General features: G+C 64.0%; 28 protein-coding genes and 2 pseudogenes. 15 read left to right on the top strand and 15 right to left on the bottom strand.

What is annotated here, in order from left to right; translation table 11 throughout:
* Nucleotides 1-106 precede the first annotated feature (106 nt).
* Nucleotides 107-250: pseudogene (locus tag DES43_RS23005) on the bottom strand (IS630 family transposase); the annotation flags it as partial.
* Nucleotides 251-800: 550 nt separating this feature from the next.
* Between DES43_RS23005 and DES43_RS17050 the strand changes: the two are divergent.
* The 7 genes from DES43_RS17050 to DES43_RS17020 are packed head-to-tail and all read left to right on the top strand — an operon-like array spanning nucleotide 801 to nucleotide 7448.
* On the top strand, nucleotides 801-1235 hold the full coding sequence (locus DES43_RS17050) for a DUF805 domain-containing protein (RefSeq protein WP_035031257.1): 435 nt from the start codon (nucleotides 801-803) through the stop codon (nucleotides 1233-1235).
* A gap of 6 nt (nucleotides 1236-1241) precedes the next feature.
* Nucleotides 1242-1958 (top strand): hypothetical protein, encoded by a 717-nt coding sequence (locus tag DES43_RS17045; RefSeq protein WP_035031254.1) that lies wholly within the window; start codon nucleotides 1242-1244, stop codon nucleotides 1956-1958.
* Nucleotides 1951-3201 (top strand): hypothetical protein, encoded by a 1251-nt coding sequence (locus DES43_RS17040; protein ID WP_035031252.1) that lies wholly within the window; start codon nucleotides 1951-1953, stop codon nucleotides 3199-3201. Before DES43_RS17045 ends, DES43_RS17040 begins: the two co-directional genes overlap by 8 nt.
* On the top strand, nucleotides 3188-4144 hold the full coding sequence (locus DES43_RS17035; RefSeq protein ID WP_035031249.1) for an AAA family ATPase: 957 nt from the start codon (nucleotides 3188-3190) through the stop codon (nucleotides 4142-4144). The genes DES43_RS17040 and DES43_RS17035 overlap by 14 nt, the downstream gene beginning before the upstream one ends.
* A 9-nt stretch (nucleotides 4145-4153) precedes the next feature.
* The gene (locus tag DES43_RS17030; RefSeq protein WP_035031245.1) at nucleotides 4154-5467 is read left to right on the top strand and encodes a DUF58 domain-containing protein; all 1314 of its coding nucleotides are present in this window, start codon (nucleotides 4154-4156) and stop codon (nucleotides 5465-5467) included.
* Nucleotides 5464-6570, top strand: a complete 1107-nt coding sequence (locus DES43_RS17025) for a stage II sporulation protein M (protein WP_035031240.1) — start codon at nucleotides 5464-5466, stop codon at nucleotides 6568-6570. The genes DES43_RS17030 and DES43_RS17025 overlap by 4 nt, the downstream gene beginning before the upstream one ends.
* Nucleotides 6567-7448: an RDD family protein gene (locus DES43_RS17020; RefSeq protein WP_035031235.1), complete on the top strand. Its 882-nt coding sequence runs from the start codon at nucleotides 6567-6569 to the stop codon at nucleotides 7446-7448. The genes DES43_RS17025 and DES43_RS17020 overlap by 4 nt, the downstream gene beginning before the upstream one ends.
* Nucleotides 7449-7475: 27 nt before the next feature.
* On the opposite strand, the gene DES43_RS17015 is transcribed toward DES43_RS17020, so the two are convergent.
* The 4 genes from DES43_RS17015 to DES43_RS17000 form a co-directional block, all read right to left on the bottom strand.
* Nucleotides 7476-7670, bottom strand: a complete 195-nt coding sequence (locus DES43_RS17015) for a YeeE/YedE thiosulfate transporter family protein (RefSeq protein ID WP_133675836.1) — start codon at nucleotides 7668-7670, stop codon at nucleotides 7476-7478.
* Nucleotides 7667-7864 (bottom strand): hypothetical protein, encoded by a 198-nt coding sequence (locus tag DES43_RS17010; RefSeq protein WP_035031231.1) that lies wholly within the window; start codon nucleotides 7862-7864, stop codon nucleotides 7667-7669. The genes DES43_RS17015 and DES43_RS17010 overlap by 4 nt, the downstream gene beginning before the upstream one ends.
* 8 nt (nucleotides 7865-7872) lie before the next feature.
* A complete protein-coding gene (locus tag DES43_RS17005; RefSeq protein WP_051520756.1) occupies nucleotides 7873-8223 on the bottom strand; it encodes an ATP-binding cassette domain-containing protein in 351 nt (116 codons plus the stop codon).
* 103 nt (nucleotides 8224-8326) lie between these two features.
* A complete protein-coding gene (locus DES43_RS17000; protein ID WP_051520759.1) occupies nucleotides 8327-9973 on the bottom strand; it encodes an FMN-binding glutamate synthase family protein in 1647 nt (548 codons plus the stop codon).
* 1110 nt (nucleotides 9974-11083) lie between these two features.
* On the opposite strand from DES43_RS17000, the pseudogene DES43_RS23390 reads away from it, so the two are divergent.
* The 8 genes and pseudogenes from DES43_RS23390 to DES43_RS16970 all read left to right on the top strand — a co-directional run.
* A pseudogene (locus DES43_RS23390) lies at nucleotides 11084-11332 on the top strand (ABC transporter permease subunit); the annotation flags it as partial.
* Between the two features lie 175 nt (nucleotides 11333-11507).
* A complete protein-coding gene (locus DES43_RS23220) occupies nucleotides 11508-11975 on the top strand; it encodes a branched-chain amino acid ABC transporter permease (RefSeq protein ID WP_280960263.1) in 468 nt (155 codons plus the stop codon).
* On the top strand, nucleotides 11972-12919 hold the full coding sequence (locus DES43_RS22995) for a branched-chain amino acid ABC transporter permease (protein WP_035031221.1): 948 nt from the start codon (nucleotides 11972-11974) through the stop codon (nucleotides 12917-12919). The genes DES43_RS23220 and DES43_RS22995 overlap by 4 nt, the downstream gene beginning before the upstream one ends.
* Nucleotides 12920-12938: 19 nt before the next feature.
* Complete coding sequence (locus DES43_RS16990) at nucleotides 12939-14192, top strand: ABC transporter substrate-binding protein (protein WP_051520755.1); 1254 nt, start codon at nucleotides 12939-12941, stop codon at nucleotides 14190-14192.
* A gap of 49 nt (nucleotides 14193-14241) precedes the next feature.
* A complete protein-coding gene (locus DES43_RS16985; protein WP_035031215.1) occupies nucleotides 14242-14922 on the top strand; it encodes an ABC transporter ATP-binding protein in 681 nt (226 codons plus the stop codon).
* Nucleotides 14900-15604: an ABC transporter ATP-binding protein gene (locus DES43_RS16980; RefSeq protein ID WP_051520754.1), complete on the top strand. Its 705-nt coding sequence runs from the start codon at nucleotides 14900-14902 to the stop codon at nucleotides 15602-15604. The genes DES43_RS16985 and DES43_RS16980 overlap by 23 nt, the downstream gene beginning before the upstream one ends.
* 54 nt (nucleotides 15605-15658) lie before the next feature.
* The gene (locus DES43_RS16975; RefSeq protein ID WP_035031210.1) at nucleotides 15659-16573 is read left to right on the top strand and encodes an NAD(P)-dependent oxidoreductase; all 915 of its coding nucleotides are present in this window, start codon (nucleotides 15659-15661) and stop codon (nucleotides 16571-16573) included.
* A gap of 5 nt (nucleotides 16574-16578) precedes the next feature.
* The gene (locus DES43_RS16970) at nucleotides 16579-17610 is read left to right on the top strand and encodes an NAD(P)-dependent oxidoreductase (protein WP_051520752.1); all 1032 of its coding nucleotides are present in this window, start codon (nucleotides 16579-16581) and stop codon (nucleotides 17608-17610) included.
* Nucleotides 17611-17755: 145 nt separating this feature from the next.
* Here DES43_RS16970 and DES43_RS16965 read toward each other — a convergent pair whose 3' ends face one another.
* The 10 genes from DES43_RS16965 to DES43_RS23210 all read right to left on the bottom strand — a co-directional run bounded on the left by DES43_RS16965 (nucleotide 17756) and on the right by DES43_RS23210 (nucleotide 26010).
* The gene (locus tag DES43_RS16965) at nucleotides 17756-18859 is read right to left on the bottom strand and encodes a helix-turn-helix domain-containing protein (protein WP_036993931.1); all 1104 of its coding nucleotides are present in this window, start codon (nucleotides 18857-18859) and stop codon (nucleotides 17756-17758) included.
* Nucleotides 18860-18984: 125 nt separating this feature from the next.
* Nucleotides 18985-19782: a carbon-nitrogen hydrolase family protein gene (locus tag DES43_RS16960; protein WP_051520751.1), complete on the bottom strand. Its 798-nt coding sequence runs from the start codon at nucleotides 19780-19782 to the stop codon at nucleotides 18985-18987.
* A gap of 33 nt (nucleotides 19783-19815) precedes the next feature.
* Nucleotides 19816-20775: an agmatinase gene (speB, locus tag DES43_RS16955; protein WP_051520750.1), complete on the bottom strand. Its 960-nt coding sequence runs from the start codon at nucleotides 20773-20775 to the stop codon at nucleotides 19816-19818.
* A gap of 181 nt (nucleotides 20776-20956) precedes the next feature.
* Nucleotides 20957-22081 (bottom strand): FAD-dependent oxidoreductase, encoded by a 1125-nt coding sequence (locus tag DES43_RS16950; RefSeq protein ID WP_051520749.1) that lies wholly within the window; start codon nucleotides 22079-22081, stop codon nucleotides 20957-20959.
* 409 nt (nucleotides 22082-22490) lie between these two features.
* On the bottom strand, nucleotides 22491-23774 hold the full coding sequence (locus DES43_RS16945; protein ID WP_035031203.1) for an NAD(P)/FAD-dependent oxidoreductase: 1284 nt from the start codon (nucleotides 23772-23774) through the stop codon (nucleotides 22491-22493).
* 21 nt (nucleotides 23775-23795) lie between these two features.
* Entirely contained in the window at nucleotides 23796-23945 is a 150-nt protein-coding gene (locus tag DES43_RS22465) for a hypothetical protein (protein ID WP_156953528.1), read from the bottom strand.
* 324 nt (nucleotides 23946-24269) lie between these two features.
* Nucleotides 24270-25184, bottom strand: coding sequence for a DMT family transporter (locus DES43_RS16940; RefSeq protein WP_035031196.1), 915 nt, complete (start codon nucleotides 25182-25184; stop codon nucleotides 24270-24272).
* A 67-nt stretch (nucleotides 25185-25251) separates the two neighbouring features.
* Entirely contained in the window at nucleotides 25252-25377 is a 126-nt protein-coding gene (locus tag DES43_RS23215; RefSeq protein WP_280940174.1) for a hypothetical protein, read from the bottom strand.
* Nucleotides 25374-25775 carry a hypothetical protein gene (locus DES43_RS22990; RefSeq protein WP_245264776.1) on the bottom strand — a complete coding sequence of 134 codons (402 nt, stop codon included), beginning with the start codon at nucleotides 25773-25775 and terminating at the stop codon, nucleotides 25374-25376. Before DES43_RS22990 ends, DES43_RS23215 begins: the two co-directional genes overlap by 4 nt.
* Nucleotides 25705-26010: a hydantoinase B/oxoprolinase family protein gene (locus tag DES43_RS23210; protein WP_280940175.1), complete on the bottom strand. Its 306-nt coding sequence runs from the start codon at nucleotides 26008-26010 to the stop codon at nucleotides 25705-25707. The genes DES43_RS22990 and DES43_RS23210 overlap by 71 nt, the downstream gene beginning before the upstream one ends.
* Nucleotides 26011-26086 lie beyond the last annotated feature (76 nt).

Here is a 26086-nt window from a genome sequence, read left to right as displayed (position 1 = left end):
CAGGGGCCGACCGGAAACCTTCGCGCACAAACAGCACCAGCAATGCTGAAAAATCTACAAAATCAATCGGAAAGCACTACCCGCGCACAGGTCTCCTAAGAATCTTTCAGGTTTTGACGGAATCGTATCCCGCGTTTTGGAGGTAGTTTGCGCCTTCGGTTGGTTCGATGGTTGAGACGAGGTGGCCGATGTGCCGCCAGGTTTCCCCGATCGTTCGCTTCTGGGCGGCACGCATCCAGTGCCTGATCCTCGGCTTCATCCTGCTCGGCCTGTCCTTCGGCCAGTCGTCCGGCGCGATCTGCACCATTCTGGCACCCTGGCTGAACAACCGCTTCGCCGCCAGGAAGAGCTGATCGCCGGCGCCGGCTCCACCCAGATTCACGGGCCATTTCAATCTCCGGCTTCTCTGGCTGCGAAGCCGGGCAAAAGCCGTTGGCGCAATCGTCCGCAGCCGGGCACCGGAAATCGGCTTGAGCCTTCAGATTCCACATGCTGCCGAAAACATGAATGTTATTGTCTAGAATAGCAGCAGGCGAAGCCCGGAGAGATCGCCTTCGTCTGTCTGCGAAACACACGATGGACCTGTTTCCGCCGAGGGGATGTTGAGAGGAAATCCGCACCACATATTGTAGACAGCGTGCAGAATCAGGCTCCTGCAACCTTGCCAAGAGACCGTCTCTTTTTTAAGAGACGCCAGTGGGGTTCGGGGCAAACCGGTCGTGCTCGAATGCGGAATGCAGCTTGTACGCGGCCTTATACTTGTAAATTTTTCAGCTTCACGAGCAGCACTGGAACATAAGATGGGTTTCACCGAAGCAGTCCGCACTGTCCTGACCAAAAAGTACGCCACCTTTTCCGGACGGGCGTCCCGGTCTGAATACTGGTGGTTCCAGCTCTTCTACTGGATCGCGCTTATCGTGCTCGGTATCCTCACCGTTGCCCTGTCAGCAGTTTTCAACGCGAACGAGAATTCTCTTTTCTTCTTCATCCCCATCGGCCTGCTGGTTCTCGCCATGCTTCTTCCGGTCATCGCCCTGCAGGTGCGCCGTTTCCACGACCGGGACATGTCCGGCTGGTGGTATCTGGGCGCCGTGATCGTCGGCAACGTTCCGTTCGTGGGCATCCTCGTCTGGATCGCCGTGTTCGTCATCTCCTGCCTGAAGGGCACGGATGGTCCGAACCGGTTCGGCCCCGATCCGCTGCGCCCCGAATCGACCGCCGAGGTTTTCGCCTGAACGGCGATGGTTCGCCTCATCGGCATTCTGGCGCTGGCGATAAGTTGCATCGCCGGCAACGGGATTGTGCGCGCACAGGGTTCTGACGGGACAACGGCTCCTGCGGAAAGCGCCGTGGGGGCCGAGTTCAAGGCCAAATGCCAGCTCAACGGGCTGAACTGCAAGCTAGTGTATGGCGAATCGGCGGAAACCGCGAGCCGCCCCGGCCGGGATTCCGGATGGGCAAGCTCGCGCGGCCCGCTGGTCAGCGGTCCTGCCGCCATGGTCATGGTGATCGCCATGCTTGCCATCGGCATCGGCCTCTGGCTGCGCTTCGGCGGTGGAGGGGCGCTGCTTTCCTCCACTCCCCGCGAACTGAAGCACAAGACCGTTGCTCCGGACGGCTGGGCCATGCGGCCGGACGGGCCTCAATCGCAGCCGTCCGATCTGCTCGACCGCATTGCCGCCATGTCCGATCAGCGCGCGGCAATGATCGAGTTGCTGCGCCACTGCCTGCTTCACGCCGCGGACGTCTCCGTCACACAGTTTGCGCGCTCCGACACCGAACGCAGCGCGCTGGCACGCCTGCCCGGCAATCTGCCCGGTCGTCCGCTTCTGGAAGAGCTTCTTGTGGAAACGGAACTGGTGCATTACGGAGGACGCAATCTGCCGAAGGAGCGGTTTGCCGCATTGCTCGGCAACGCACGCAGGCTCCTGAACGAACGGCCCCCCGCCCATGCGTAATGCAGGGCCCGTCATTGCGGTTCTGGCGCTCCTCGCCCTCGCCGTGCTCCTGGCGATGGCGCCGTGGGGCGACAGCCGCTTCGACCGCTCGCCGCTCGGGGTACGCGGCCTGGAATTGTGGCTGAAGGCGAAGGGCGTCGATGTGGTGCGTTCCAACCCGCGCCTGAAGCCGAACGCCTCCGACATGTCGATCCGGGTGCTGCCGTTGCCCGGGACAGATTCTGCCGATCAGCCCGAAACGCAGCTTGAACCATGGGTTCTGGAGGAAAAGCTCTACGAGATGCCGACGCTCGTGGTTCTTCCCAAATGGAAGGACGGTCTCGCGAAAGAAGGCATCGCCAGGGGAGCCATGCTCATTCCCGATGCGGACGCCCAAAGCCCCCTGTCCCAGATGTATCTGGACGACGTGACCATCATACGGCTTGGGGCGCGCTTCGAACAGGTCGGGCTTGCTCTCGACGACAGCCAGCCTCACAAGGTGGCGCTCTACCGGGCGCAACTTTTCGACCGGGCCAGCCTGCCCGACCATTGCACGGAGCTTGCCGGCCTCCCTCCCGGCGCGCTGCTCATTTCCTGCGACCCCGATTTCAAGGTCTGGGTGCTTTCCGATCCCGATCTGATCAACAACCATGGCCTTTCACTGGCCGAAAACGCAGCCTTCGCCGTCTCGATGATCGCCCAACTGCGCGGACCGGAGGACAGACGTCCGATCTATCTCGACACCGATCCGACGCTCCTCACCGAAAGCGGAGAGGAAGACGAGGGGCGCAGCTACGAACGCTCCGCATCCGATCTGGCAAGATTGCTCGACTATCCGCTTTCGGTGATCTGGGCGGCAGCCCTGCTGGTCACGGCCATCGCCTTCTGGCGCGGCGCATACCGCTTTGGACCGCCGCAGACCGGCGGCGAAGCCGCCAACGACGTTTCCAGGACCGCTGCCATCGAGGCGGTGGCGCGGCTGCTGCGCCTTTCCGGCAATGACGGTCGGCTGACCGCGCAGTTCGTGCACGATCTGCTCGCCGACAAGACGGTGCAGGTTTTTGGACCGGGCTCCGCCGATGCCGCCGGCATCGAACGCCTGTTCGACCGGCTGGCCCGCCGCGACGCCAGGGCAGCGGACGCGCTGCGCACCGTTTCCAGATCGCTGATGGAGCAGGGGCCGACGATGAGCCGCGCCGAACTGCACCGTAATCTCCACACCTTCAAAGAACTGCTAGGGAGCACCGACCTTGGATCCAGATGAATTCCGCGAACTGATCTCCGCCGTTCGCGCCGAGATCGGCAAGGCAGTTCTGGGCCAGGAGCCGCTGGTCGATCTCGTGCTGATATCCGTCTTCGCGCGCGGCCACTGCCTTGTCGAAGGCCCGCCCGGCACGGCCAAGACGCTGCTCGCGCGCTGCGTGTCCTCGGTCATGGACCTCGAATATTGCCGCATCCAGTTCACGCCGGACCTGATGCCGAGCGACGTTCTGGGGGTCAACCTGTTCAACTTCCAGACCAGCCAGTTCCACCTGACAAAGGGCCCGGTCTTCACCGACGTGCTTCTGGCCGACGAGATCAACCGCGCCCCGCCCAAGACCCAGTCGGCGCTGCTCCAGGCCATGAATGAGCGGACCGTGACCATCGACGGCACCGATTATCCGCTCGGGCCCAATTTCTTCGTCATCGCCACCCAGAATCCGATCGAGCAACAGGGCACATATCCTTTGCCCGAAGCCCAGCTCGACCGCTTCCTGTTCAAGCTGGTGGTCGATTTCCCGGACAAGGACACTGAAATCGCCATCCTCGCCAAGCATGCGGCCGAGCCGCTGGAAGCAGGCATGCACACAAGCGGCATCGAGCGTATCGTTTCGGCCGACGCGCTGGCTGCCGGACGCGCGCTTGTCGACGGCATCCGCCTCGACAAGACCATCCTGACCTACATCGTCGATCTGGTGCGCGCCACGCGCTCCGACCCCGATATCCTCCACGGCGTCTCGACCCGCGCGGCCGATGCGCTGGCCGGCGCCGTGCGGGTCCGGGCCGCCTTCGAGGGGCGCGACTATGGCCTGCCCGACGATGTGCAGGCGCTGCTCGCGCCGGCGCTGCGCCACCGCATCGTGCTGTCGCCCTCGGCCGAGATCGAGGGCCGTACCGCGGAAGACGTGCTTGCCAACATCAAGAACCGCGTCGACGCGCCGCGATAAGGCTTCTCCGTGCGCCCTTCCCGCCATCTGATCGCTCTGGTTCTGACGCTCACGGCAGCGACCGTTTTCGTCGTGCTGTGGGTGCAGGACGCGATCTGGTTTCTGGCCGGGGCATGGGGCCTGCTGGCAGGCGCCGCCATGGCGGACCTGTTCCTGTCGGTGCCGCCGTCGCGCGTGGCGGCAGATGTCACCGTGCAGGAACAGGGCTTCGTCGGCGGCTCTGCGAGATTTTCCGCGGACATCCATGCCAGACGCGGCCGCCTGCCGAAAAACATGGAGGCGGCGCTCGACGTTGCCAGGCCGCTGAAAGTGGAGGCGCTCGCCCCGCCCGCGCTGGATATGCAACGGCGACAGGCCGCAACCTTCGCCAGCCTGCATCTGTCGCGCCGGGGCAGGCATGCCATTCGCGCCCTGTGGCTGCGATGGTCGTCGCTTCTCGGCCTTTTCGACATCATCGCCTCAATCCGCCTCGACAGGGAAATTGCCGTGCTGCCGGATGTTTCACCGGTGCTGTCTGGAGCGATCCGCACGCAAATGCTGCCGCTGGAGAGTGGCCAGAAGGACATGCGGCTGCGCGGCGAAGGATCGGAGTTCCACCAGCTTCGCGAGTTCACGCCCGGCATGGACCCGCGCAGCATCGACTGGAAGCGCTCGGCGCGCATGCGCGATCTGGTGGTGCGCGAGACGCGTGCCGAACGCAACCATCAGGTCATCCTGTGCATCGACAGCGGCCGGCTGATGGCCGAACAGCTTGCCGGCGCGCCGAAGCTGGACCGGGCCATCAACGCCGCGCTCGCCATGTGCTGGGCAAGCGGACTGGCCGGCGATCTTGTCGGCCTCTACTCCTTCGACAGCCGCCCGCGCCTGTTCATACCGGCCTCGCCCGGACGGGCTGCATTCCCGCGCCTACAGGCGGCCTGCGCCGGGCTGCGCTACGAGACGCAGGAAACCAACCACACGCTCGGCCTCACCCACCTTTCCGGGCGGCTGAAGCGCCGTTCGCTTGTCGTCGTGTTCTCGGATTTCGTCGACAGCATCACCGCTGAACTGATGGTGGAGAATATCCAGGTTCTCGCCCGGCATCACCTCATCGTCTACGTTGCGCTCCGCGATCCGGCGCTGCTGGCCCTGACCGAGCCGGGCGAGCTGACCCTCGACGCCATCGCCCGCTCGGTATCCGCCCGCCAGATCCTGCACGAGCGGCGGGCGGTGCTTGAAAAACTGTCGCGCCTGGGCGTTCTGTGCCTCGACAGCACGCCCGAAGCGCTGACCACCGACCTTGTCGCCCGCTATATCGAAATCAAGTCGCGTGAGCTGATATGACGGACGCCGTTGCCGAGCAGGACAAGCGCCGGACGGGATCGTCTCCCGATAACCCTGCTGTACCTGTGCCACAGGTCGAATTGCTGCGATCGGCACGCTTCCGTGTCGAGCGTGAGGGCCACTGGCGCCGGCTGGACGAACTGGTCGTGCGCGCCGAGAAAGCGGGCCCCGCCTCCCTGAGCTATGACGAGACCCGGGAGTTGGCGACCACATACCGTCAGGCGATGAACTCGCTGAGCGTCGCCCGCGATATTTCCCTCGACCGCGCCCTGCTCGACTATCTGGAGACGCTGTGCGCGCGGGCCTACCTGGTCGTCTACGCACCGCAGGAAAGCATCGGCGGACTGACCGGGCGGCTGTTGAGCGCCGGCATTCCGCAGGCGGTGCGGCGCTCGGCGCTGCCGCTCCTGATCGGGTTCCTGGCGATGGTGCTTGGGGCGGTGGCCGGCTATGTGCTGTTTACCGGCGACCCCGGCTGGTTCTACACCTTCGTGCCGCCCGATCTTGCCGACATGCGCACGCCCGAAGCCTCGGTCGATTATCTGCGCTCGACGATCTACGGCAACGATTTCGACGCAGCCGAGACGCTGGCGGCGTTCTCGTCCTATCTCTTTTCACACAATACGCGCATCGCGATCCTGATTTTCTCGCTCGGCATCTTCCTCGCGCTGCCGAGCTTCGCTCTCACCTTCTACAACGGTCTCGTTCTCGGGGCCTTCTTCGGCATGTTCGCCGTGAAGGGGCTGGGCTACGACGTGTTCGCCTGGCTCTCCATCCATGGCGTGACGGAACTGGCGGCGATCTGCATCGCCTGTGCCGGAGGTGCCCGACTGGGTCTCGCCGTGCTGCTGCCGGGCCAGCGCACGCGGCGCGATGCCCTGCGCGGGCAGGCGCACGACGCGGTCAAGCTGGTGATACTGGCGGCGCTGATGCTGGTCGCCGCGGCCTTCATCGAAGGGTTCCTGCGCCAGCTCGTGCAGGACCCGAAGATGCGGCTCGCCATCGGCTGGGGTATCGGCGCGCTGTGGCTTGCGTGGCTGCTGCTGGCCGGACGCGGCGGTGAGGGGCAGGCCAAGGACGCAAGGGGCGGGGGCGCGCCATGAGCCGGCGGGTCAGGGACAGAAAGCGGCTGGAAGGCTATCTGCCGCCCGAGGGCGTGCCCATCAGCTTTTCGATCGCCTCCATCGGGGCCCGCTTCGGCGCGCAGGTGCTGGATATCGCCCTCACCTATGGCTTCATCATCCTGCTCGTCTATGCGATGGTGACAACCGGCGCCCTGCCCATCGAAGCCATGTTTGCGCTCGTCATGCTGTGCGTCTTCCTGATCCGCGTGCCCTACTACATCCTGGCCGAGCTGGTGTGGAACGGCAGGACCGTGGGAAAGCGCCTCGTCGGCATACGTGTCATCAATGCCGAGGGCCGCCGGCTCACCCCTCATCAGATCGTGGCGCGCAATCTTATGAAGGAGGTCGAGCTGTTCACGCCGGTGACCATGGTGTTCACCGTCGATGCCATGTCGGGCCTCGGTGTGCTGCTGACGCTGGTGTGGGTGCTGGCGGTGCTGATCGTGCCGCTGGCCAACCGCCGCCGGCAGCGGCTGGGCGACATGGTCGCCGGCACCATCGTCGTCGACAATCCGCGCAACGTGCTGCTGCCCGATCTGGCGCTGTCATTGCCCGTTCAGGGAAGCGCCCGGCCCGTGTTCGATTTCCTGCCCTCACATCTCGACATCTACGGCCGTTTCGAATTGCAGACGCTGGAGAAGGTTCTTCGCGATCCCGTCAAGGGAGAGGAGCCACCGGATTTCGGGCAGATCAGCCGAACCATCATTCGCAAGATCGGTTATGCCGATCCGGTCAGGCCCGGACAGGAAAGAGCGTTCCTGAACGCCTTCTACCGGGCGCAGCGCGAGCATCTGGAAACGCTGCGCCTGTTCGGCAATCGCCGCGAGGACAAGTTCCACAGCGCACCCGAGAGCTGATCCTCCGCAACACCGGTCGGAACGCGTTCAGCTTGCCGGAGCCGGCTTGCCGTGGGCGGCACCTTCACGTCCGAAGCGGCGCATGGCAACAAGTCCGCTCCACGTGCCCAGCACGCAAAAAACGGGGAATATCCATCCCGACAGGGCACCGGCATGGATGCCCGACAGCAGCACGCCCACCGTACAGCCGAGACCGGTCACAACAGGTGGCCACCGCTTCACGAACAGCCTTTCGGGAAACTTTGCGGGATCGTAACCGCTCTCGGCAGGCGCCCGGTCACCCGACCTGAAAAGCGAAGCACCAGCACGGCAATCGACGCCAGCAGTAACAGGCTTGCCACAAGGGTGCCCGTGTAGCCGAGGTGGTGCGGCAGCCATATGGCCGGGCTGGCGTAGATCGCCAGCGTGAACAGCACATTCCACGTCAGGAACCCAAGAAGGAAACCGATGCCGAAGACGAAAGCCGCAATGGCCAGCACAGGCCCGACAGGCTCTGGGGCATGAAGCCAACCAGCTTCGCACGTTCCTGCCGCGACATGGCGAGCAGGTCACGGCCATTCAGCACCACCTTGCCCGTGGCCGGCAGCAATCCTGCGATGGCACGCAGCAGGATGGATTTCCCGGCACCGTTGGGGCCGACCAGCGCCGTGACGCCGCCCGCAGCAATGGGCGAGACATTCAGATCGCGGATGATGCAGCGACTGCCATAGCCAACCGTCAGCCTGCTTATGCGGCAAAACGGCGGCGCAGGCGCGCCGCCGGCCGGAACGTTCATTCCTTGCTTCTGTCCACCACATTCACCGTCCGAGGCGTCTCGATGATCGGCGTTTCGTTCGGGTGCCGGTCGCCGAATTGCGGGCAAGCGCGACGCTGCGCGCTTATGCAGCCTTGCGTCTCTGGAAGGGGCCGTGCGGAATCTCGGGAGGCGCAAAGCTTTCGGCATTGGCGCGATCCCAGCGGCTGTACCAGTCCGCGAGTTCGGGTATCTCCTCGTCTGCAAGCAGAAAGCCCTCCGGCAGATAGGGATAGGCTTCGTTGCCGTCGAGGAATTCGTTGTCCTTCTGCCGGAACATGAAGTGATAGGGCATGAAATCGCTGGGGTGGCTTAGTCCGGCCGCGCCCGCGATCTCGCCAAGCGCCTTCATGGTGTTGCGATGGAAACGGGTGACACGGTCGCTCTTGTCGCCGACGTCGATGGCGCGCTGCCTGACCGGATCCTGCGTCGCGATGCCCACCGGACAGCAATTGGTGTGGCAGGACTGCGCCTGTATGCAGCCGATGGCGAACATGAAACCGCGTGCGGCGTTGCACCAGTCCGCGCCCAGCGCGAGCGTGCGGGCGATGTCGAAAGCCGACACGATCTTGCCGGCGGCGCCAATGCGCACCTGATCGCGGATGCCTGCGCCGCGCAGCGTGTTATGGACGAAGGTGAGCCCCTCGAGCATCGGCATGCCCACGCGGTTGGCGAACTCGACCGGCGCGGCACCGGTGCCACCCTCGGCTCCGTCGACAACGATGAAATCGGGAACGATGCCTGTCTTGAGCATGGCCTTGACCATGCTCATGAACTCGCGCCGGTGTCCGATGCACAGCTTGAAGCCGACCGGCTTGCCTCCGGAAAGCTCCCGCAACTGACCGACAAACCGCATCAGCCCGACAGGCGTCGAAAACGTACCGTGCGCCGCCGGAGAAATGCAGTCCACACCCATCGGGATTCCGCGGGCTTCGGAGATTTCCGGCGATATCTTCGATGCTGGCAGCATGCCGCCATGGCCGGGCTTGGCGCCCTGGCTGAGCTTGATCTCGATCATCTTTATCTGCGGATCGGCGGACAGTTCCGCGAACTTCTCCGCAGAAAAACTGCCGTCGTCATTGCGGCAGCCGAAATATCCGGAGGCGACCTGATAGATGAGATCGCCGCCGCCCTGTCGATGGTAGCGGCTGATGCTTCCCTCACCCGTGTCGTGGGCAAAGCCGCCCTTGCGCGCACCGTTGTTGAGGGCAAGGATCGCGTTCGCCGACAGCGAGCCGAAGCTCATCGCCGAAATGTTGAACAGACTGGCATTGTAAGGCTGCCTGCAGGCCGGCCCTCCGATGCGGACACGAAAATCCGTATCTGCGATGCTCACCGGCGTTGCGGAATGGGTGAGCCAGGCGTAGCCGGAACCGTAGACATTCTCGATGGTGCCGAACGGACGCTTGTCCTCCACGCCTTTGGCACGCTGGTAGACGAGCCCGCGATGCTCCCGGCTGAACGGCACCTGATCGTTGTCGCTCTCGATCAGATACTGGCGTATTTCGGGCCTGAAGCTCTCCAGCACGAACCGCAGATGCCCGACGATCGGATAGTTGCGCAGGATCGAATGCCTGTGCTGGTGCAGGTCGTGCAGGCCCAGCAGGAACAGGGCACCCGAGACCGCGACAAGCAAAAACAGCCAGGGACTGTAGAGGATCGCTCCTGCCAGCGCGGCAATGCTGATCAGCCCTGTTGCGACGAACACGAGGTAGCGTTGGTGTAGAATCATGGTCTTGATCATTTTGGGGATCTGATCCGAAAGGCGCTTGGAACCGGCTGGGACTTCAGGGAGCGTTGACTACCGAATGATGCCGCCGTCAAATGCGCATCGTGCGGCTGAAGGAGAAAGGGGGAAGCGGCGTGTCCCTGCTGCGAGGGCACGGCATCGTAAAACAGCAATGGCGCTCGGTTGCATCACGGCGTCGCATCTTCCGGCCATATTGCGCCAGGCAATCGGAAAGCCCGACTGCCTGGACAGTCCGCTCTCCATAGCCTCGTGCAGGGAAGTATCAAGGCTTCTTTTGCCCGTTGCCTTTCAACTGGTCTCAAAATGCCTCTCTACAGGCTACCCGCGCACCCTTCCGCTATTCCCGGAACAGGCGGCGGCCAAGTGGCGGCGCGCGCGATCGGGTATCGATTTCTACAGGTTTCCCGCACCGAACATGCGCCGGAACATTGCCCGCAAAACGGGAAGGCACCCTGAGGCGCGTGGCTTTGGCACGCTGGCAGAGGGTTCTCCGGTGCGATCGCAGATGACGGCACAGCCAGTTCCCGCGCCACCATTTTCAGGCGCGGGGCGCGTGAGGTGCCGGGACAGATCACGGGCGATCTGCTCGCCCCGGACCATGGCGCGGGAGATCATGGCGGGCTCAACGGCTGCGGATGGCGCGGCGGAGCTTGAAGGCGTGCGCCATAGCCGAATCCTTTTGAGGTCTGCCTTCCCGCATCCGGTCCGCGCCAGTTGCGCTGCGGCCCGGCCGGGCCATAAACCATTGCCAGATGACGTCACCGAGCAGGCGCCAGCCCTCGGCACGGCACGCATATGAGGGGACTGGAAGCATTGTCATGACGGCTGTTCCTCCCGTATCGCCGCAACGATGGGAATGAAGCATTGTGCCGGCCCGCCGCCCCGACAATGATGACCGCCGTCATGCCGGAGGCCGCCGCCCGGACATCGGAAGCATGATGCGGCTCATCATCCTGTTTTCCTGCCACTAAAGAAGCCCGCCCGCGTAGAACGGCCGGCCTCGCCCATGGCTCGGTGACTTCAGTCACGCTTGTGAAGCCCCGCGCCGGCCTCCTAACCTCGCGCTACGAACCAGAGCACGTTCAAAGTGCCATGACCGCCACAGGGGAGGATTTTTTGCTCGACTGGCCAACGCTAGCTTTCCAGATAGTCAACGGCGTGGTGTGGGCCATGTTCCTTGGCCTCATCGCTCTGGGCCTCAATGCGATCTTCGGCCTATTGGGGCTGCTCAACATGGCGCATGGGGCCGTCTATGCGGTTGGCGCGGTGATAGCCTGGTACACGGTGAACCGGCTTGGCAGCTTCTGGCTGGCCGTGTTCGCCGCGCCGCTTGCCGCCGGCATCGCAAGCATACCGGTCTACAGGTTCGTGCTGCGCCCCACCATCGGTCAGGACATGATGGTCGGGCTGGTCGCGACCTCGGGCCTGCTCTTCGTCATCAACGACACTCTGCTTGCCCTCTATGGCGGTTCGCCAGGGCTGGTGCCGCCGCCCATCGGGTGGGGCGGTCGGCATATTGGGCATATACTATCCAACCTACAGGCTTGTCGCCGCGATGATGGCAATCGCCATCCTGGCCGCCTTCTGGCTGTTCCTGCGCTCCACCGCAATCGGCCTCTGGATCCGCTGCGTGGCACAGTCGCCGACGCTGGCCAAGGCATCGGGCGTTCCCGTCGAGCGCGTCTATCTGATCATTGTGGTGCTGTCGGCGGCCTTCGCCGCACTGGCGGGCGTGCTCGTCGCGCCGATGACGACGATCAGCTATCAGATGGGCCTCTCCGTCCTCGGGCCCGCCTTCATCGTGGTTGTCGTCGGCGGGCTTGGCAGCCTGGGCGGAGCGGTCGCAGCTGCCGTCATCATGGGCGTGGCGCGTGGCGTATTCTCCGTGTTTCTGCCGCCCACCTATGCCGAGGTGTGCGCGATCGCGCTGTTCCTTCCATTTCTTTACTTCCGGCCGAACGGCATCTTCAGGGGACGGGCATGAGAGATCGCGTCGGCATCGTCACCGCACTCGGCGTCCTCACCGTGCTGTGCGCCATCGCTCCGCTGGTCGGAGAATTCTGGAGCGGGGTGCTCGCCCGCTGCGTGAGCTGGATGTTCCTGGCCATCAGCTTCTCGCTTGCCTATTCCTACGCCAACATTCCCAGCGTTGCGCAAGCCACCGTATTCGGCGCCGGAGCCTATGCCGCGGTCTGGGCGACATCGCTGGTCGGCGGCAACATGATCCTTATAATGACAGCCGGCGCCGCGGCCGGTGCGCTCATCGCCCTTGTGTTCGGCGCCCTGCTCCTGAAAATGTCGCATTCCGGCGCCGCGATCGGCACCATCATCTCCGCTGTCACATTCTCCATGCTCGGCAATGCGGCGGTCGCCTATACGGGCGGAACCGATGGTTTGCCCATGCCTGCGCAGGCGTTCCATCTGCTGGGAATGCCTTTCGCAGTTGGCCCCAATATCGGCATGCTGCTTCTGGGATCGGCCGTGCTGGCCGCTCTGCTTGTCGCCTTCTGGCTGTTTTCCGGCACCCGGACCTGGCGCGTTGTCCGCGCCGTGCAGCAGAACGCCATGCGTGCGCAGGTGCTCGGCTACAATGCCGCCGGCTACCGGCTTGCCGTTTTTGCGGTGAGCGGGTGCGTAGCAGGACTTGGCGGCGCTCTCTACGCGCTGATCTCGCGCCACGTCGCCATCGAGGTGGTCAGCCTGTCCATGTCCCTGAAGTCGATCCTGTGGGCGGCGGTCGGCGGAGTGACCTCCATCTACGGCGGTCCCATCGGCGTGCTCGCGGTGCAGCTCGCATCGGAACTGCTGCTGCGCTGGACGGTGCGGGTGGACCTCATCATCGGCCTGATGCTGATTGCCGTGGCGCTGTGGATGCCGCGCGGCGTCATGGGTCTGCGCAGGCCGCGAAGCTCTCAACAAAGCCAATAAACATAAAGGGGAAACGAAAATGAAACGCATCTCTCGACGCATTGTGCTTCTTGGCTCGGCAGCCGCAGCCACGGCAAGCCTCGTACCCACGGCAGTGACACGGGTACTGGCACAGGGAACTTCCGGCGATCCGATCGTCATCGGCCATCAGTGCGAGCTGACCGGATGGGACTCCGCCACCGGTTTCTGGCGGGACAAGGCCGCAACCGGTCTGGTCGACTGGCTCAACGCCAATGGCGGCATTGCCGGCCGGCCGGTCAAGCTGGTGACCGTGGACACCAAGTCCGACGTCGACACCGGCGTCAACCAGCTTCGCCACCTGCTCATCCAGGAGAAGGTGGATTTTGTCATCGGCGCCGAAATTTCTTCCATCGCACTTGCCAGCAACACGATCGCCAACGAGAACCGCACGCTCTACATGACCATGAGCTCGTCGGAGGCGACGACAGGCAAGGGAGCCGCCGTTCCCTACCAGTTCCGGATGACGACCAATTCGGCAGCCACGGCCGCCGGTGCGGCACAGAAATATGTGGAATCGATCGGCAAGCGCTGGGCAACCTTCTTTGCCGACATCAAATGGGGCCAGTCGGAACGCGACTGGTGGCAAAAGGGTGTAGCCGCGGCCGGCGGAGAGGTGGGCAGGGCAATCGCGCTGCCCGTCGATGCCCCGGACCTCCTGCCCTTCATCGCGCAGATCGACCGCTCGGCGGACGGCATCTTCATTCCGGTCCTCAACGCGCTTCAGGCGATCCAGCTTCTGCGCAGCTCCGGCTACGACCAGCAGGTCGTTCTGGCCGGCCTCAGCTTCTCCCTGTTCGACTACCGGGAACTCGGCGCAATGGGCGACGGCGTCTTCGGCATCGAGACCGCCCCGGTGGCCCTGAAGGACTCGGCCTCCGGCGAAATGGCGGAAATCTACAAGGCGCTCGGCATCGATGACGAGGGCATCCACACCGCCAGCGGCAAAGCCGCGGGGACCTCCATGATCATGGGCATTGCGCAATCCCTCGGTTTCGTGAAGGCGAATGTCGAGGCGAGCGGATGGAAGGTGAAGGACGATACGGCTGCCCTGATCAGGCATGCCGAAACGGTCGAAACCTACGCCAGGGGACCGCTCTTCCCGCTCGGCAATGTCATTGTCCGCCCGCAGGATCATCAGGCGTTCATGGATATCTACCTTTTGAAGATCGCAAGTGGCACTGTCGGTAAATATGCGGTCGCGCCGAAGGAAAGCACGATCTACCCCGCAGAAGTCGACCTGACGAAGGGCTGAGGTTTTGCACCAGGCAAGCAATCCTGCATTCGCCGTTGAAGGTGTCAGCATGTCGTTCGGGGCCTTCCGCGCCCTGAACGACGTCTCGCTCGACGTGGGCCATGGCGAAATACGCGCCATCATCGGCCCCAACGGCGCCGGCAAGACGACCTTCGTGAACATCGTCAGCGGCATATTCAAGCCGACGAGTGGACGTGTCACGCTGGAAGGCAGGGACATCACCACCCTGTCGCCACAGCGCCGCGCCCGTCTCGGCCTTGCCCGAACCTTCCAGATCACCAGCCTGTTCAAGGGCATGACCGTATCGGAACACCTTCAACTCGCCGTCCGAGACGCAGACGCGGATGGGGAAACGAGGCGTGAACTTCTGGAGCAGATGGGACTGGCCACATTCGCAGACCGTGAAGTCGATACGCTTTCCCATGGAGACCAGCGCATTCTGGAAATGGCCATGGCCATGGTCCTGAAGCCGAAGTTCCTGCTTCTGGACGAGCCGACGGCGGGAATGAGCATTGCCGAGACGGACAGGATGATCCGGCTCATCATCGAGCGCCTGCGCGGCCGCATCGGCGTCATCATCATCGAACACGACATGAATGTGGTCACCCAGACCAGCGACAAGGTCACCGTTCTGGCGGCCGGCGCGGTCGCAGCCTCCGGTCTGCCTCAGGACGTGCTTCGTGATCCCCATGTAAAGGAAATCTACCTTGGAAGCGCTGCGAACCACTGACCTCAGGGCCTTCTACGGCAAGGCGCAGGTGCTGCACGGCATCGACCTTGCCGCCGAGGGCGGAGTCGTGACGGCCATCCTCGGCCGCAACGGCGCGGGCAAGACGACGCTGCTGCAATCCCTCATGGGACTTGGACCTAGGGTCGAGGGCGAGACGACGATACTCGGCCAGTCCACCGCCGGCATGGCGACCGACACCATCGCACGGCTTGGCGTCGCCTACATGCCGCAGGACGTGCGCGTCTTTCCAAAACTGTCGGTGCGCGAGAATATTCAGGTCGCCGCCCACAGCGTGAAATCGCCGAGGCCGCTGCGAGAAATTCTCGATGTGCTTCCCGAGATCGAACCGAAGCTGGATTCGCCCGCCGGCACCCTGAGCGGCGGCCAGCAGCAGCTGGTCGGCATCGCCCGCAGCCTGTCGATGCGTTGCCGGCTGCTTCTGATGGACGAGCCCACCGAAGGTCTGATGCCGCGGCTCGTCACGCAGGTCGGCGCCATTGTCCGTCGGCTGGCGTCGGAGGGCGTGTCGGTGATCATCGTGGAGCAGAATGTCGGGCTGGTGCTCGACATCGCCGATGTCATCCACATCGTCGAGAAGGGGCAGATCAAATGGCAGGGACCGCCCGATCAGCTCGTCTCGGCACAGGTGCTCGACCGGTACATGGGCGTCAATGTTCTGTAGGGCGGATCGCAAACCGGCGAAAGCGCCATCACACGGGTCTGGAAAGGACGGACGATGAAAGTAGCATTCCTCGGCGCTGGTCTCATGGGAGAACCGATGGCCGGTCATCTGCTGCGGGCCGGCCATGAGGTGGTCGTCTGCGCCCACCGCAACCGCGAACCCATCCACCGTCTGGTGGAACTGGGCGCCGTGGAAACGGACTCGCCGGCATCCGCCGCCAGCGAATGCGATGCCGCACTCATGATCCTTCCGACCTCGCGCGAGGTCGAAGCCGTCCTGTTCGGCGGGAAGGGGCTCGCGCATGGCATGCGTCCCGGCTTTATCGCCGTCGATATGGGCACATGCTACCCCGCCGATACGAGGAAGCTGGCACAGCGTTTCGCCGAAGCCGGCGGCCGCCTCATCGATGCCCCGGTAACAGGCGGCACCGAAGGCGCCCGCGACGGCACGCTGGCGACCATGGTAGGTGGCGACATCGAGGTTTTCGAAACCGTAAAGCCGGTGCTTTCAGCCTTCTCCAGCCATCTCTACCATTTCGGGGAACTGGGCTCGGGCCATGCGGCCAAGCTCGTCCAGAACATGATCGGCTTCATTGAGGTCGCTGCGGTCGCGGAGGGGCTGGCGCTGTCCAGGGCCATGGGGCTGGATTCGCAGAAATTCTTCGACATGCTCGGCAACTCGCATTCCAACAGCCCGATCATCCAGTGGATGGTGCCCAAGGTGTTCGCCGGGCGTTTCGAGGCCGAGGCGCGGCTCGACATCGCCTACAAGGACATGAGCCAGGCGGTGAAGATGGCGCGCGAGATGACCACCCTGCCCCTCGGCATCGCCAATGCGGCAACCGAACTCTTCCAGATGGGACGGGCACTCGGTTTCGGCGATCAGGACAGCACCGCCGTCGTCAGGGGGCTGGAGCGGATACTCGGAACCGAGATCAGGACCGGCACGGCGGGCGGATCGAGCGAGTAAGGCACATGACAGAACGGCCCGCCCACGACCCAGCCGCGACGCTTTCCCTGCTTGAGGACTCCCTGCTCACCTCGATAGCGGACCAGTGTCCCGTTCTCCTCACCGAGGCGCTGCCGGAGGAAGCGATGCTGGCCTTCCGCAACGTTTTCCCGCATGTGACGGTTCTGCCGGCTGCCCGGCAGACGGTCGAGGGCGTTCTGGAAGCGGCAGTCGATGCCCGGGTCGTCGTCGCGACCGTCAAATATGCGCTGGATCGCTCGTTTTTCCTCGCGCTGCCGGACAGCGTCGAGATCCTGGCGCTCTATTCGGCAGGATACGGCCATGTCGATCTCGAAGCCGCACGCGAGCGCGGGCTGAAGATCATCAACACGCCCAACGTGCTTGCGGACTCGGTCGCCGATCTGGCCATGGCGCTGGTGCTGGGCGCCGCCAGACGCATCGTCGAGGGCCTCGACCTCATGCGCGCCGGCCGATGGGGCGGCTTCTCGCCTACACTGCTTCTTGGCCGCGAATTGCGCGGACAGGTGCTCGGCATTTTCGGCATGGGCCAGATCGGGCGCGAAATCTCGGTTCGCGCCCAGAGCTTCGGGATGAACGTGGCCTATCGCAACAGGTCCATGCTGCCGCGGGAGCTGGAAGCCGGCGCCCGCTACATCCCCGATGAAAAGCAGTTCCTCGGCTGCTGCGATGTGCTGCTTTTGTCGGCGCCGCACACGCCCGAAACCCATAAATTCCTGAATGGCGAACGCATCGCGCAGATGAAGCAGGGGGCGGTCGTGGTCAACGTGTCCCGCGGCGAACTCATCGACGACGATGCGCTGATCGGGGCGCTGGCGAGCGGGCATGTCGCCGCTGCCGGGCTCGACGTGTTCGCCAACGAACCCGACATCGACAGGCGCTATCTGGCCATGGCCAATGTGTTTCCGCTTCCGCATATCGGCAGTGCCACCGTCGAGGCGCGGACAGCCATGGCAGATGCCCTGGTCGAGGGCATCGAGCGCATCCTGCTTGGAGAACAGGCGCCAAACGCCCTTTGAGGGCCCTTTGAAGGAAAGGCGCAGTCCTTTAGAGCATTTTGCAGCCAAATGGAAACATTTGGCGTCGCACAAATGCAGTATAAACAAATAGTTAGATCATTTCATCGATTCGGAGAAACGATGAAATGGTCTAGGTGCGCCGGCTTCAGCCCTGCGGCGCTTCCTGTTCCATGACCTTGCTCTTCTCCACTGACAGCAGTGTCGAGATGAAGAGGTGGAACAACTCGCGCTCGGTGGTGATATCCAGCTTGTAGTAAAGCCGCCAGCGGTGGTTCTTCACGGTTCCGACCGACACCCCAAGCTGCTTGGCGATGGCCGCATTGGGCAGGCCGAGAAAGGACAGCCGCACGATCTCTGCCTCGCGCGGCGTCAGGCTGTGGTCGCCGCAGAATGCCTCCAGAGCGGCCTCGCCCGAGGTCATCAGCGGGCCGGGCGAACGTTGTTCGAGGACCACGAGCGTACCTTGCGGGGCGAGCGAGAAATCGTCCGGCAGCGTTTCCCAATGCACCACCTGCTGCCCCTCGAGCAGCAGGGACCCGCTGCCCCCTTCCGCGATCTTCTGCGAAATCTGCGGCAATGCGGCGGCGGCCACGGAATTTCCGGACCACGCCTGCGTGCAATAGACAACCTTGGCGCGACGGTCGAGGACCAGAAACTGGTTGCGGAAGCTGCTGGTGATCGCCTCCGAACCGCCGTCGCCGGCATTCGAAAACAGACGGTCCATGTGCAGCTTGTGCAGTGCGTCCACCATGGGCAGCAGCGCCTGGGCGCGCTCGTAATCCTGCTGCTCGAAGCGTATCCTGTGCCGGTCGCAACAGAAGGCGATGGTCACGCCGCCATAGGCCGGTACCATGATTGCCAGCTCGTCGAAGATCGCCATCTTGAACAGTTCGGCGAAATAGGCTTCCTCGATCTCCCCCATCAGCGCCCGCAGGTTCACCACCGTCGGCCCCGGGGTCTCGCGCGCCAGCCGGTGCAGGGGATCGATCCGGTAGAGGCCCGCCAGATAGAAGCTGACGCCCTCCTCCGTCAGTGCCGCATTGATGAGGAACGCCGGCTTGTCGTAGGCGGAATAGCGCATGACGAGGCGGCGCTTGCAGCGCAGGACGCGCGCCAGCAGCAGCGAGAGCCCATCATAGAAACCGGGCTTGCCGACCAGCGCGACAACCCTGGCGAGTTCGGCCAGCAACTCCGGCGTATCGAGCGCCAGAGCGCTGGAGTGCGGCGAAAACTCCATTTGGCTGGACATGGCTTGCGGATGTTCACGCTGTTGGGAAACGGGGATGATGGGGGTGCCAGTCTATCTGCTTGCCTCCTCAAGGGTAAGGACGTGTCGAACCAAACGTGTGGACAGGCCGGGCCGACGGGGCCGGCTCAACCTGCCGTCCGTGAGCAGAGAATATCCAGCCGGACATCGGCCGCCTGCGTGCTCAACGGGTCGCGGCCCGGCCCGACTTCTGCGGAACCATGCGAACAGCATAGCAGCGCCCGCCCCTGCGCGCCTGCGCGGGCAAGATCGCGCCCATCCGCGCCTACGATACAGCTCATGCCCGTATAGGTGAGCCTGCCATCGTCTCCGACGAGATTGGCATAGGCAACCGGGATGCCGTTCTCCAGAGCCCGGGCGCGCAGCAAGGTCGTGGGCACTTCCCAGTAAGGGCTCATATTCGCGGTTGGCGCACAGATCAGATCAGCCCCTGCCCCGGCGAGCGCCCGCGCCATTTCCGGAAACTCGATATCGTAGCAGATCGCGAGCCCAACGCGGCGACCCGCCAGACGCACAGCGCAGATTTCACCGCCAGGCGCAAAGGCCGAACGCTCGTCCGGGCCAAACAGGTGGATCTTGCGATAGAGGCCCGCGACGCTGCCGGCCTCGTCCACGGCGAGCGCGGCGTTGAACACCACATCACCGCTTCTCTCGGGCATCCCGGCAATGATGGCGATGCCGTGCCGGCGGGCGATCCCGGCGATCGCCCCGACCGACGGCCCGTCAACCGGCTCGGCAAGCTCGTGCAGCGCCTGACGGCCGATATTGTAGCCGGTCAGGAACAGTTCGGGGAAAACGATCAGCCGGGAGCCGGCAGCGGCGGCGGCATGCGCCGCGCGCTCCATCACCGCGATATTGGCTTGTTTGAGCCCGGCCGCCGGCAGATCCTGAAACACCGCAATCATCGAATTGCTCCAAATGAACGTGCGGAAGCGACGCTACCTCTTCGTCGCGCCGGCAAGCGCCTCCAGTATCAGCTTGACCGCGAGACGGCTCGTGATGCCGTCATGGTCATAGGGAGGCGACACCTCGACCACATCCAGCCCTCCCAGCCCGCCCCGCGCCAGTTCCGAGACCATGGCGATGGCTTCGCGCGAGGTAAGGCCGCCGGCCGCCGGCACCCCCGTGCCCGGCGCATAGGCGCCGTCGATCGCATCGATGTCGAAGGTCAGATAGACGCTGTCCGTGCCCGCACCGGCAATCGCGCGCGCCTCCCGGGCGACCGCGACGGCTCCCTTCTCAATTACTGTCTCAATCGGCATGATGGTCATGCCTCTCTGGCGCGCATAGTCGAACTCGGCCTTCGGGTTCAGCCAGCCATTGGTGCCGATGATGACGATCTTGCTCGGATCGAAGCCGGCATCCACCGCGCGCGCAATCGGGCAGGCATGGTTCATCTCCTCGCCGCCAACATCTTCGGCGGTATCGAAATGACTGTCGATGAGGATCAGACCGGGATTGTCGTAGCGTTCCCGGAAAGCACGGGCGCAGGCGATGGTAATCGAATGATCGCCACCGATGGTGACGGGGATCGCCCCGGCTCCGAGCACTTCGGACATCATGCGCCGGGCCCGCTCCATGGTGCGCACGGGCGAACCCGGAACGACAGCCACGTCTCCGCAATCGGCAAAGGTGTAGTGGTCGGACAGGTCGATGTCGAGATTGGCGCTGTAGGAGCTGAACTGATCGCTGGCTTCGCGGATCACGCGGGGCCCGTAATTCGTACCCGTTCGGCTGATGCACATGGAGTCCCATGGAAAGCCGATGAAGCCCACGGTGATGCCCAGCTTCTTCAAAGTATCCGCATCCGGCTTCACATGAGGAAACCGCATAAACGTACCGCCACTGCCGGCGTGAAGAAGACCTCCGAAAGAATAATCGGCAACGGCGTCAGACATATATCCCTCCTGATAGAAGTCCTGATGATCCCGCTTCTGTGGCAACCATCCGGTGCCTTTGCGGGAAAACCAATGGTGGCCTGCGTCACCATTGGCCGCGTCATGTATGTCTGCGCGCCGACCTGTTGCCCGCCAACGTTATCCGGCCTGCCGGTTCGCAAATCCGGCCTTGCCCACACGCTCAGGCGGCAGATGTTCCGGTCGTGCCGCCGCGGCGCTCCACGAAGCGTTCGTAACGGTCGAAAAGCGGATTTTTGTTGCCATGCACCAGTTCGTTCTGGTCGTCGAAATCGAACAGCGAACGCGACCCTCTCACAATGGGTGCAACCTGCCGGATACGGATGCGCTCATAGGCTTCGAGGGCGCTCCCGACATCGTCGTGGGCATCGAGGCTCATGCACAGCGCATCGATGTCTTCCAGAGCCTGGTTCGCGCCCTGCGCCATGCCGGGCAGCATGGGATGCGCAGCATCCCCGGCCAGCGTGACCCTTCCCTGCGACCAGTTGTCGAGCGGACGCACGAAATCGTGCAGGTCGCTGCGGATGATGGTGGATTTGTCGGTCGCCGCAATCAGGCCGGGAACCGGACTGCCCCGCCACCCGCTGAAGTGCCCGATGACCGCATCGGGATCATGTGTGATGCCGTCGGCCGCTGCAAACCAGTAGGCGCGACCGCCGCCGATGGGGAGATATCCCAGATGCCCGTCTTCTCCCCACACCTCCGCCTCCGACAGAGGATCGACGTCGACGTCAGCGAGATTGAAAAGCCCCCGCCAGCGCACCAGAACGTCGGTGCTGAATTCCTGTTCGCCGAAGATGCTGGCACGAACGATCGAACCGATGCCGTCGGCGCCAAGCACCAGGTCGCCGCGCGCGCTCTCGCCGTTGGCGAAGGTGCATACGACATCGTCGTCCTGCTCGACCGACACAAGCTGATGGCCGACGCGAAGCTTTTCCGAACCGAGCGCCTCCACAAGAATGCGGCTGAGGTCCCGGCGGTAGATTCCGCAAAGCGGGGCGCCATATTTTTCGCGCCAGTTCCTCACATCCTCGACGGCAATGACATCGCCGGTGGAGGAGAAGGTGCGGTAGTAATCCAGACTGGTGGCAACGGTCGCCAAGGCCGATCGCAGACCGATCTTCTCCAGAACGCGCAACCCGTTAGGCCACAGATTGAGGCCGGCTCCTGCGGTGCGCAACTCGGGGTCCTTTTCAAAGACCGTCACATCCCAGCCCAGCCGGGTGAGGTAGATGCCCGCGGTCAAGCCGCTGATGCCGGCACCGCACACAAGCGCACGCTTCGTCATGAGCTACAGTTCTCCCGTTCCAGACCATCCTGTACGTGATTATTGGCGCTGGCCCGCGACGGATCGTGGGCCGCAAATATTGCAGGACGGTTGAACCTGTCGTTTTGCAGCCTGGAGCGCGATAGCCAAGGGTTACTCCAGTCACCGTCGGCTTTGTTCAGGGTCCTCGGACCTTCGCTTCTGCCGCCCCGCATATGACAGCGGATCCGGCATGGCCTGTCGATTCCCCGGCGAAATCATCGCGGCAAGGCGGCAGAGCCTCAGGCAATCTTCCTGCGATGTACTGAGCAGCAGGCACCAGTTGAACCTGCTCCGGGAAGGAGCGAGCACGCCCTTTCCGTATGCCGCTGCACGCACGCCGGGTTGTTCACATCCCTGCTCAAACCCGCCCCGGTCGGGCCGGCTTGCCTCAAAAGCGGTCGCCTGCCAGATGGGCTATCTGCGCGCCGGCCTCGTAGTAGATTTCCCTGACGCGGCGCAGCGGTACGGGGTTCATGCCGCTCATCGGCAGCGGCAGGTCTTCGGGGCTTTTCTCGCCGAGGACGAGAAGCGCCAGTTCGCGGCCGAACACCGTGCCCGGCGAAATGCCGCGCCCATTGTAGCCGAACACGGCGACCGCCCTGGGGCCGAAGGCGTGAAAACGCGGCACCGCGTCGCTGGTCATGCCGATCTGGCCATACCATTCATGTTCAAACCCGATGCCGGCAAGCTGCGGAAAGAGGCGCGTCAACGCCCTTTGCGCCCAGCCCTTGTGGATGGCGGCGCCCCCGTGACGCAGCGCACCGACGGAGCCGAATACCAGCCGCCCCGCATGGTCAGGCCGGAATGAGGACAGGATGGTTTTCGTGTCCCAGACCCCCTCCTTTCCGGGCAGTATGGCATCGAGCAATGCCGCATCGAGAGGCTGCGTGGCGAGATTGAAATAGGGAAGCCGCACCTGCGCTTCCCGGGTACCCTGAAAGGGTCCCTGGCCATAGGCATCGGTGGCGACGACCAGCCACTGTGCTCCGACGCGTCCTTCCGGCGTGCGGACATCCCAACGGACGCCGGCCCGCTCCGCCAAGACGACGGGGCTCGATGTGCAGAGGCGCGCTCCGGCAGCGCCGGCTGCACGGGCAAGGCCGCGGGCGTAGGCCAGCGGTTGCAGCGTGCCGGCCCGCCTGTCGAGCAGCGCGCCGGCATAGGCGCGGGTGCCGACGCGTTCAGCCGTATCGCGTGCGTCGAGCAGGCTCACCGGCGCGCCGCGCTTCAGCCATTGCGCCTCGCGCCGGCGAAGCTCTTCCAGGCCCGCTGCGCCGACGGCACAATGAAGGGTGCCGTTGCGTTCCAGTTCGCAGTCGATGCGATGGCGCTCGATAAGCGACATCACCAGCGCCGGCCCGTCTCCGAGCGCGGCCAGCAAACGCTCGCCATACAATTCGCCGGCCGCCGCCGAAACATCGTCCGGCATCAGCCACAGGCCGGCATTGATGAGTCCGACGTTGCGGCCAGCCCCGCCAAAGCCAAACTCGTGCGCCTCCAGCAGAACCACGGATTTTCCGGCCTCGGAAAGATGCAGCGCGCAGGACAGTCCGGTATAACCGCCGCCGACGATGACGACATCCGCTTCCACGGCCTCTGCCAGCGATGACGTTACAGGTGCGGGCGGAGCCGAGGCTTCCCACAGACCGTGGGTACGGGGATCGTTCAGCATCGTGCCTCCACTTCCGGCTCTTCAGATTGCGAGCGCAGCGCAGCCGAGCCCGAGCATGCCCATGCCGGCCGCCACTTCCGCCAGCGGACCACAGCCACAGACCGGCACTGCCCGCCCGCACATGGCGGATATGCCTGCCGGGAAAGTGACGCTGGTGGCAGTTCCGGACATGAAGGAGCTGGCTGGCACAGGCTTTCCGATCGTTGCGAAGACGGGCAACTTGATGCGCAGGCGGTACTCTATCGCGAAACAAAACCCATGAATTGCGTTGAATCCATCTGACATGATGCAGAGCCTGCATGATCTTGTCAGGCGTCGCATTGAAGGGTTCCGTTGCGAATTCCCGAAACGCCGGAGGGGCTTGCCTGCGTATACGCTTCAGGCGGCGGCTGCCCCGAATTGCCCGTTGATGTGGGTCGCGTTGAAGGTGAAGCGTGGCTCTGTATTTCAGATTCGCACCCTGCGCCTGGGGTGCGTGGTGTCTGCATCTGGCACTCAGTTGGCGGGTTTGCGCGACAGAGCCAGATACATGGCCGCCAGCATGAGGATCAGGGCGATCCAGAACGATGCCACCGGCCTTTCATCGAAGACGATCATGCTCCAGAGAATGCCTGCCGCGACCGCCAGATAGTTGAAAAGGGAAAACCGCGCGGGACCGATTGCAGCGACCAGATGGAAGAAAAGGAAGAAGAAGATCGCATTTATTGTGGTTGCAAGGGCCAGCGGCAGCACTGTCTCCCCACTCCACCTCGCAGGTGAAAGGTCGCTGCCGAGAGCGAGCATGACAACGCCCGCAACCACCGCCGCCCCCATCAGCGTCCCCGCCGCCATCATCACCGAAGGCGTTTGCGGCGGGCGCAGCCACTTGGCGCAATTATTGGCCGTGGCGAACATCACCGGCGCGACGAGCGCGATCAGGAACCAGAAGATGCTGCCGGTTCCCGTCGCGCCGACGCCGGGCAGCGCCACCAGTACGACGCCTGCCGCGCCCAGCAGCATGGCAAGCAATACGCGCCGGTCAAAACGTTCCAGACCGGCCAGTGCGCCGATGAACAGGGTGAGGATGGGCGAAAGGCAAAGCACAAGCGTCAGAACCGAAGCGTCGAGATGCGGCGCTGCCGACACCAGTATGCCGATCGGCAGCCCCACCACCATACCGCCTACGATCAGATAGACACGCAGATGGGCGCCCGAGATCGCGAGACGGCCGCCGGACACGATCACGGCGAAGGCAAGCACGAGGCCAGCCAGCAGCGACTGGGCAAAGGCGAAACCCATCGGGGGCCACAGCGCTTCCGCCGCAAGACGGTTGACCGGGAAGATGCCGCCATAGATGACGGCCGCCAGCGGGAGCAAGGCGACATCCGCGAGGCGGAATGTCGGCCCGGTTATCTTTCGCCGCTCGTGCATGCCACTTCGCCCGGTCCTGCCGGACGCCCCTCCCCTCGAAGCGCCTTCGCAACTCTCCCTGACCGCGTCAGGCTGCGCGCAACGTTGCGGTACGAGCCTCGTCCACGACATACACGCCGATCTGCGGTTCCTCGGCGAGCGCCACCTTGTACACCCTTTCCGCGTCCTCCGGGCTCAGCCAGCCGCGGTTCACCGTCGCCGCCACCCGAACGGGATCGCGCCTGAGCGGATCGCCATAACCACCGCCGCCGCAGGCCGTGAACTCGATCCGGGCGCCGTTCTTGAAGGGGTCGAGGCGGAGATGACGCCAACGCCTGCGGGAAGGTGCGAGCCGCTTTCGGCCTGCCCGTAAGGCGCGCCCATGCGCGAGAACACGCAGTTTCCGGCGATCATCAGGCGGTCGTTGACATTGGTGGTGGCGACCGACGTCCCGACCGGATATTTCGGCTTGCCGATGGCGCTGCCTTCGCGAAGCAGAACCTTGATCTGCGACTTGGCGCCTTCATTGTGCGGGATGCTCTCATCCAGATTGTTGAATACGCCGATGCGGCGCTCGCCTGTGCGGCAGGGCACCGATCTGGGCGCGCACATCGCCCAGCCACATGTCGGGCACGCGGTTGCGCATGGTCCCGATACGCAGGATGTCCTTCTTTTCCTGATAGTTCTGCGCAACCCGCACACACGGGAAGTGGAGACCTTCCTCGAAGATGTTCTTGGCGAAAGGCAGATAGGTCGACGGCACCGGCGCCCCGGTGTCCGCATGGTGCGAGAGCGCCACGACCCAGAACAGCGGCTCGCCCTCGAAGAACACCGGCATCGCCATGATCAGGTCGGCATGGTGGGTGCCGCCGGTGAACGGACAGTTGTTCAGGAAGATATCCCCCCTGAGACACGTCGTCGAA

Origin of the sequence: Aquamicrobium defluvii, from assembly GCF_004363725.1 — a bacterium.
GTDB classification, from domain to species: Bacteria; Pseudomonadota; Alphaproteobacteria; order Rhizobiales; family Rhizobiaceae; genus Mesorhizobium; species Mesorhizobium defluvii.
This window is presented reverse-complemented; position numbering and strand designations above follow the sequence as displayed.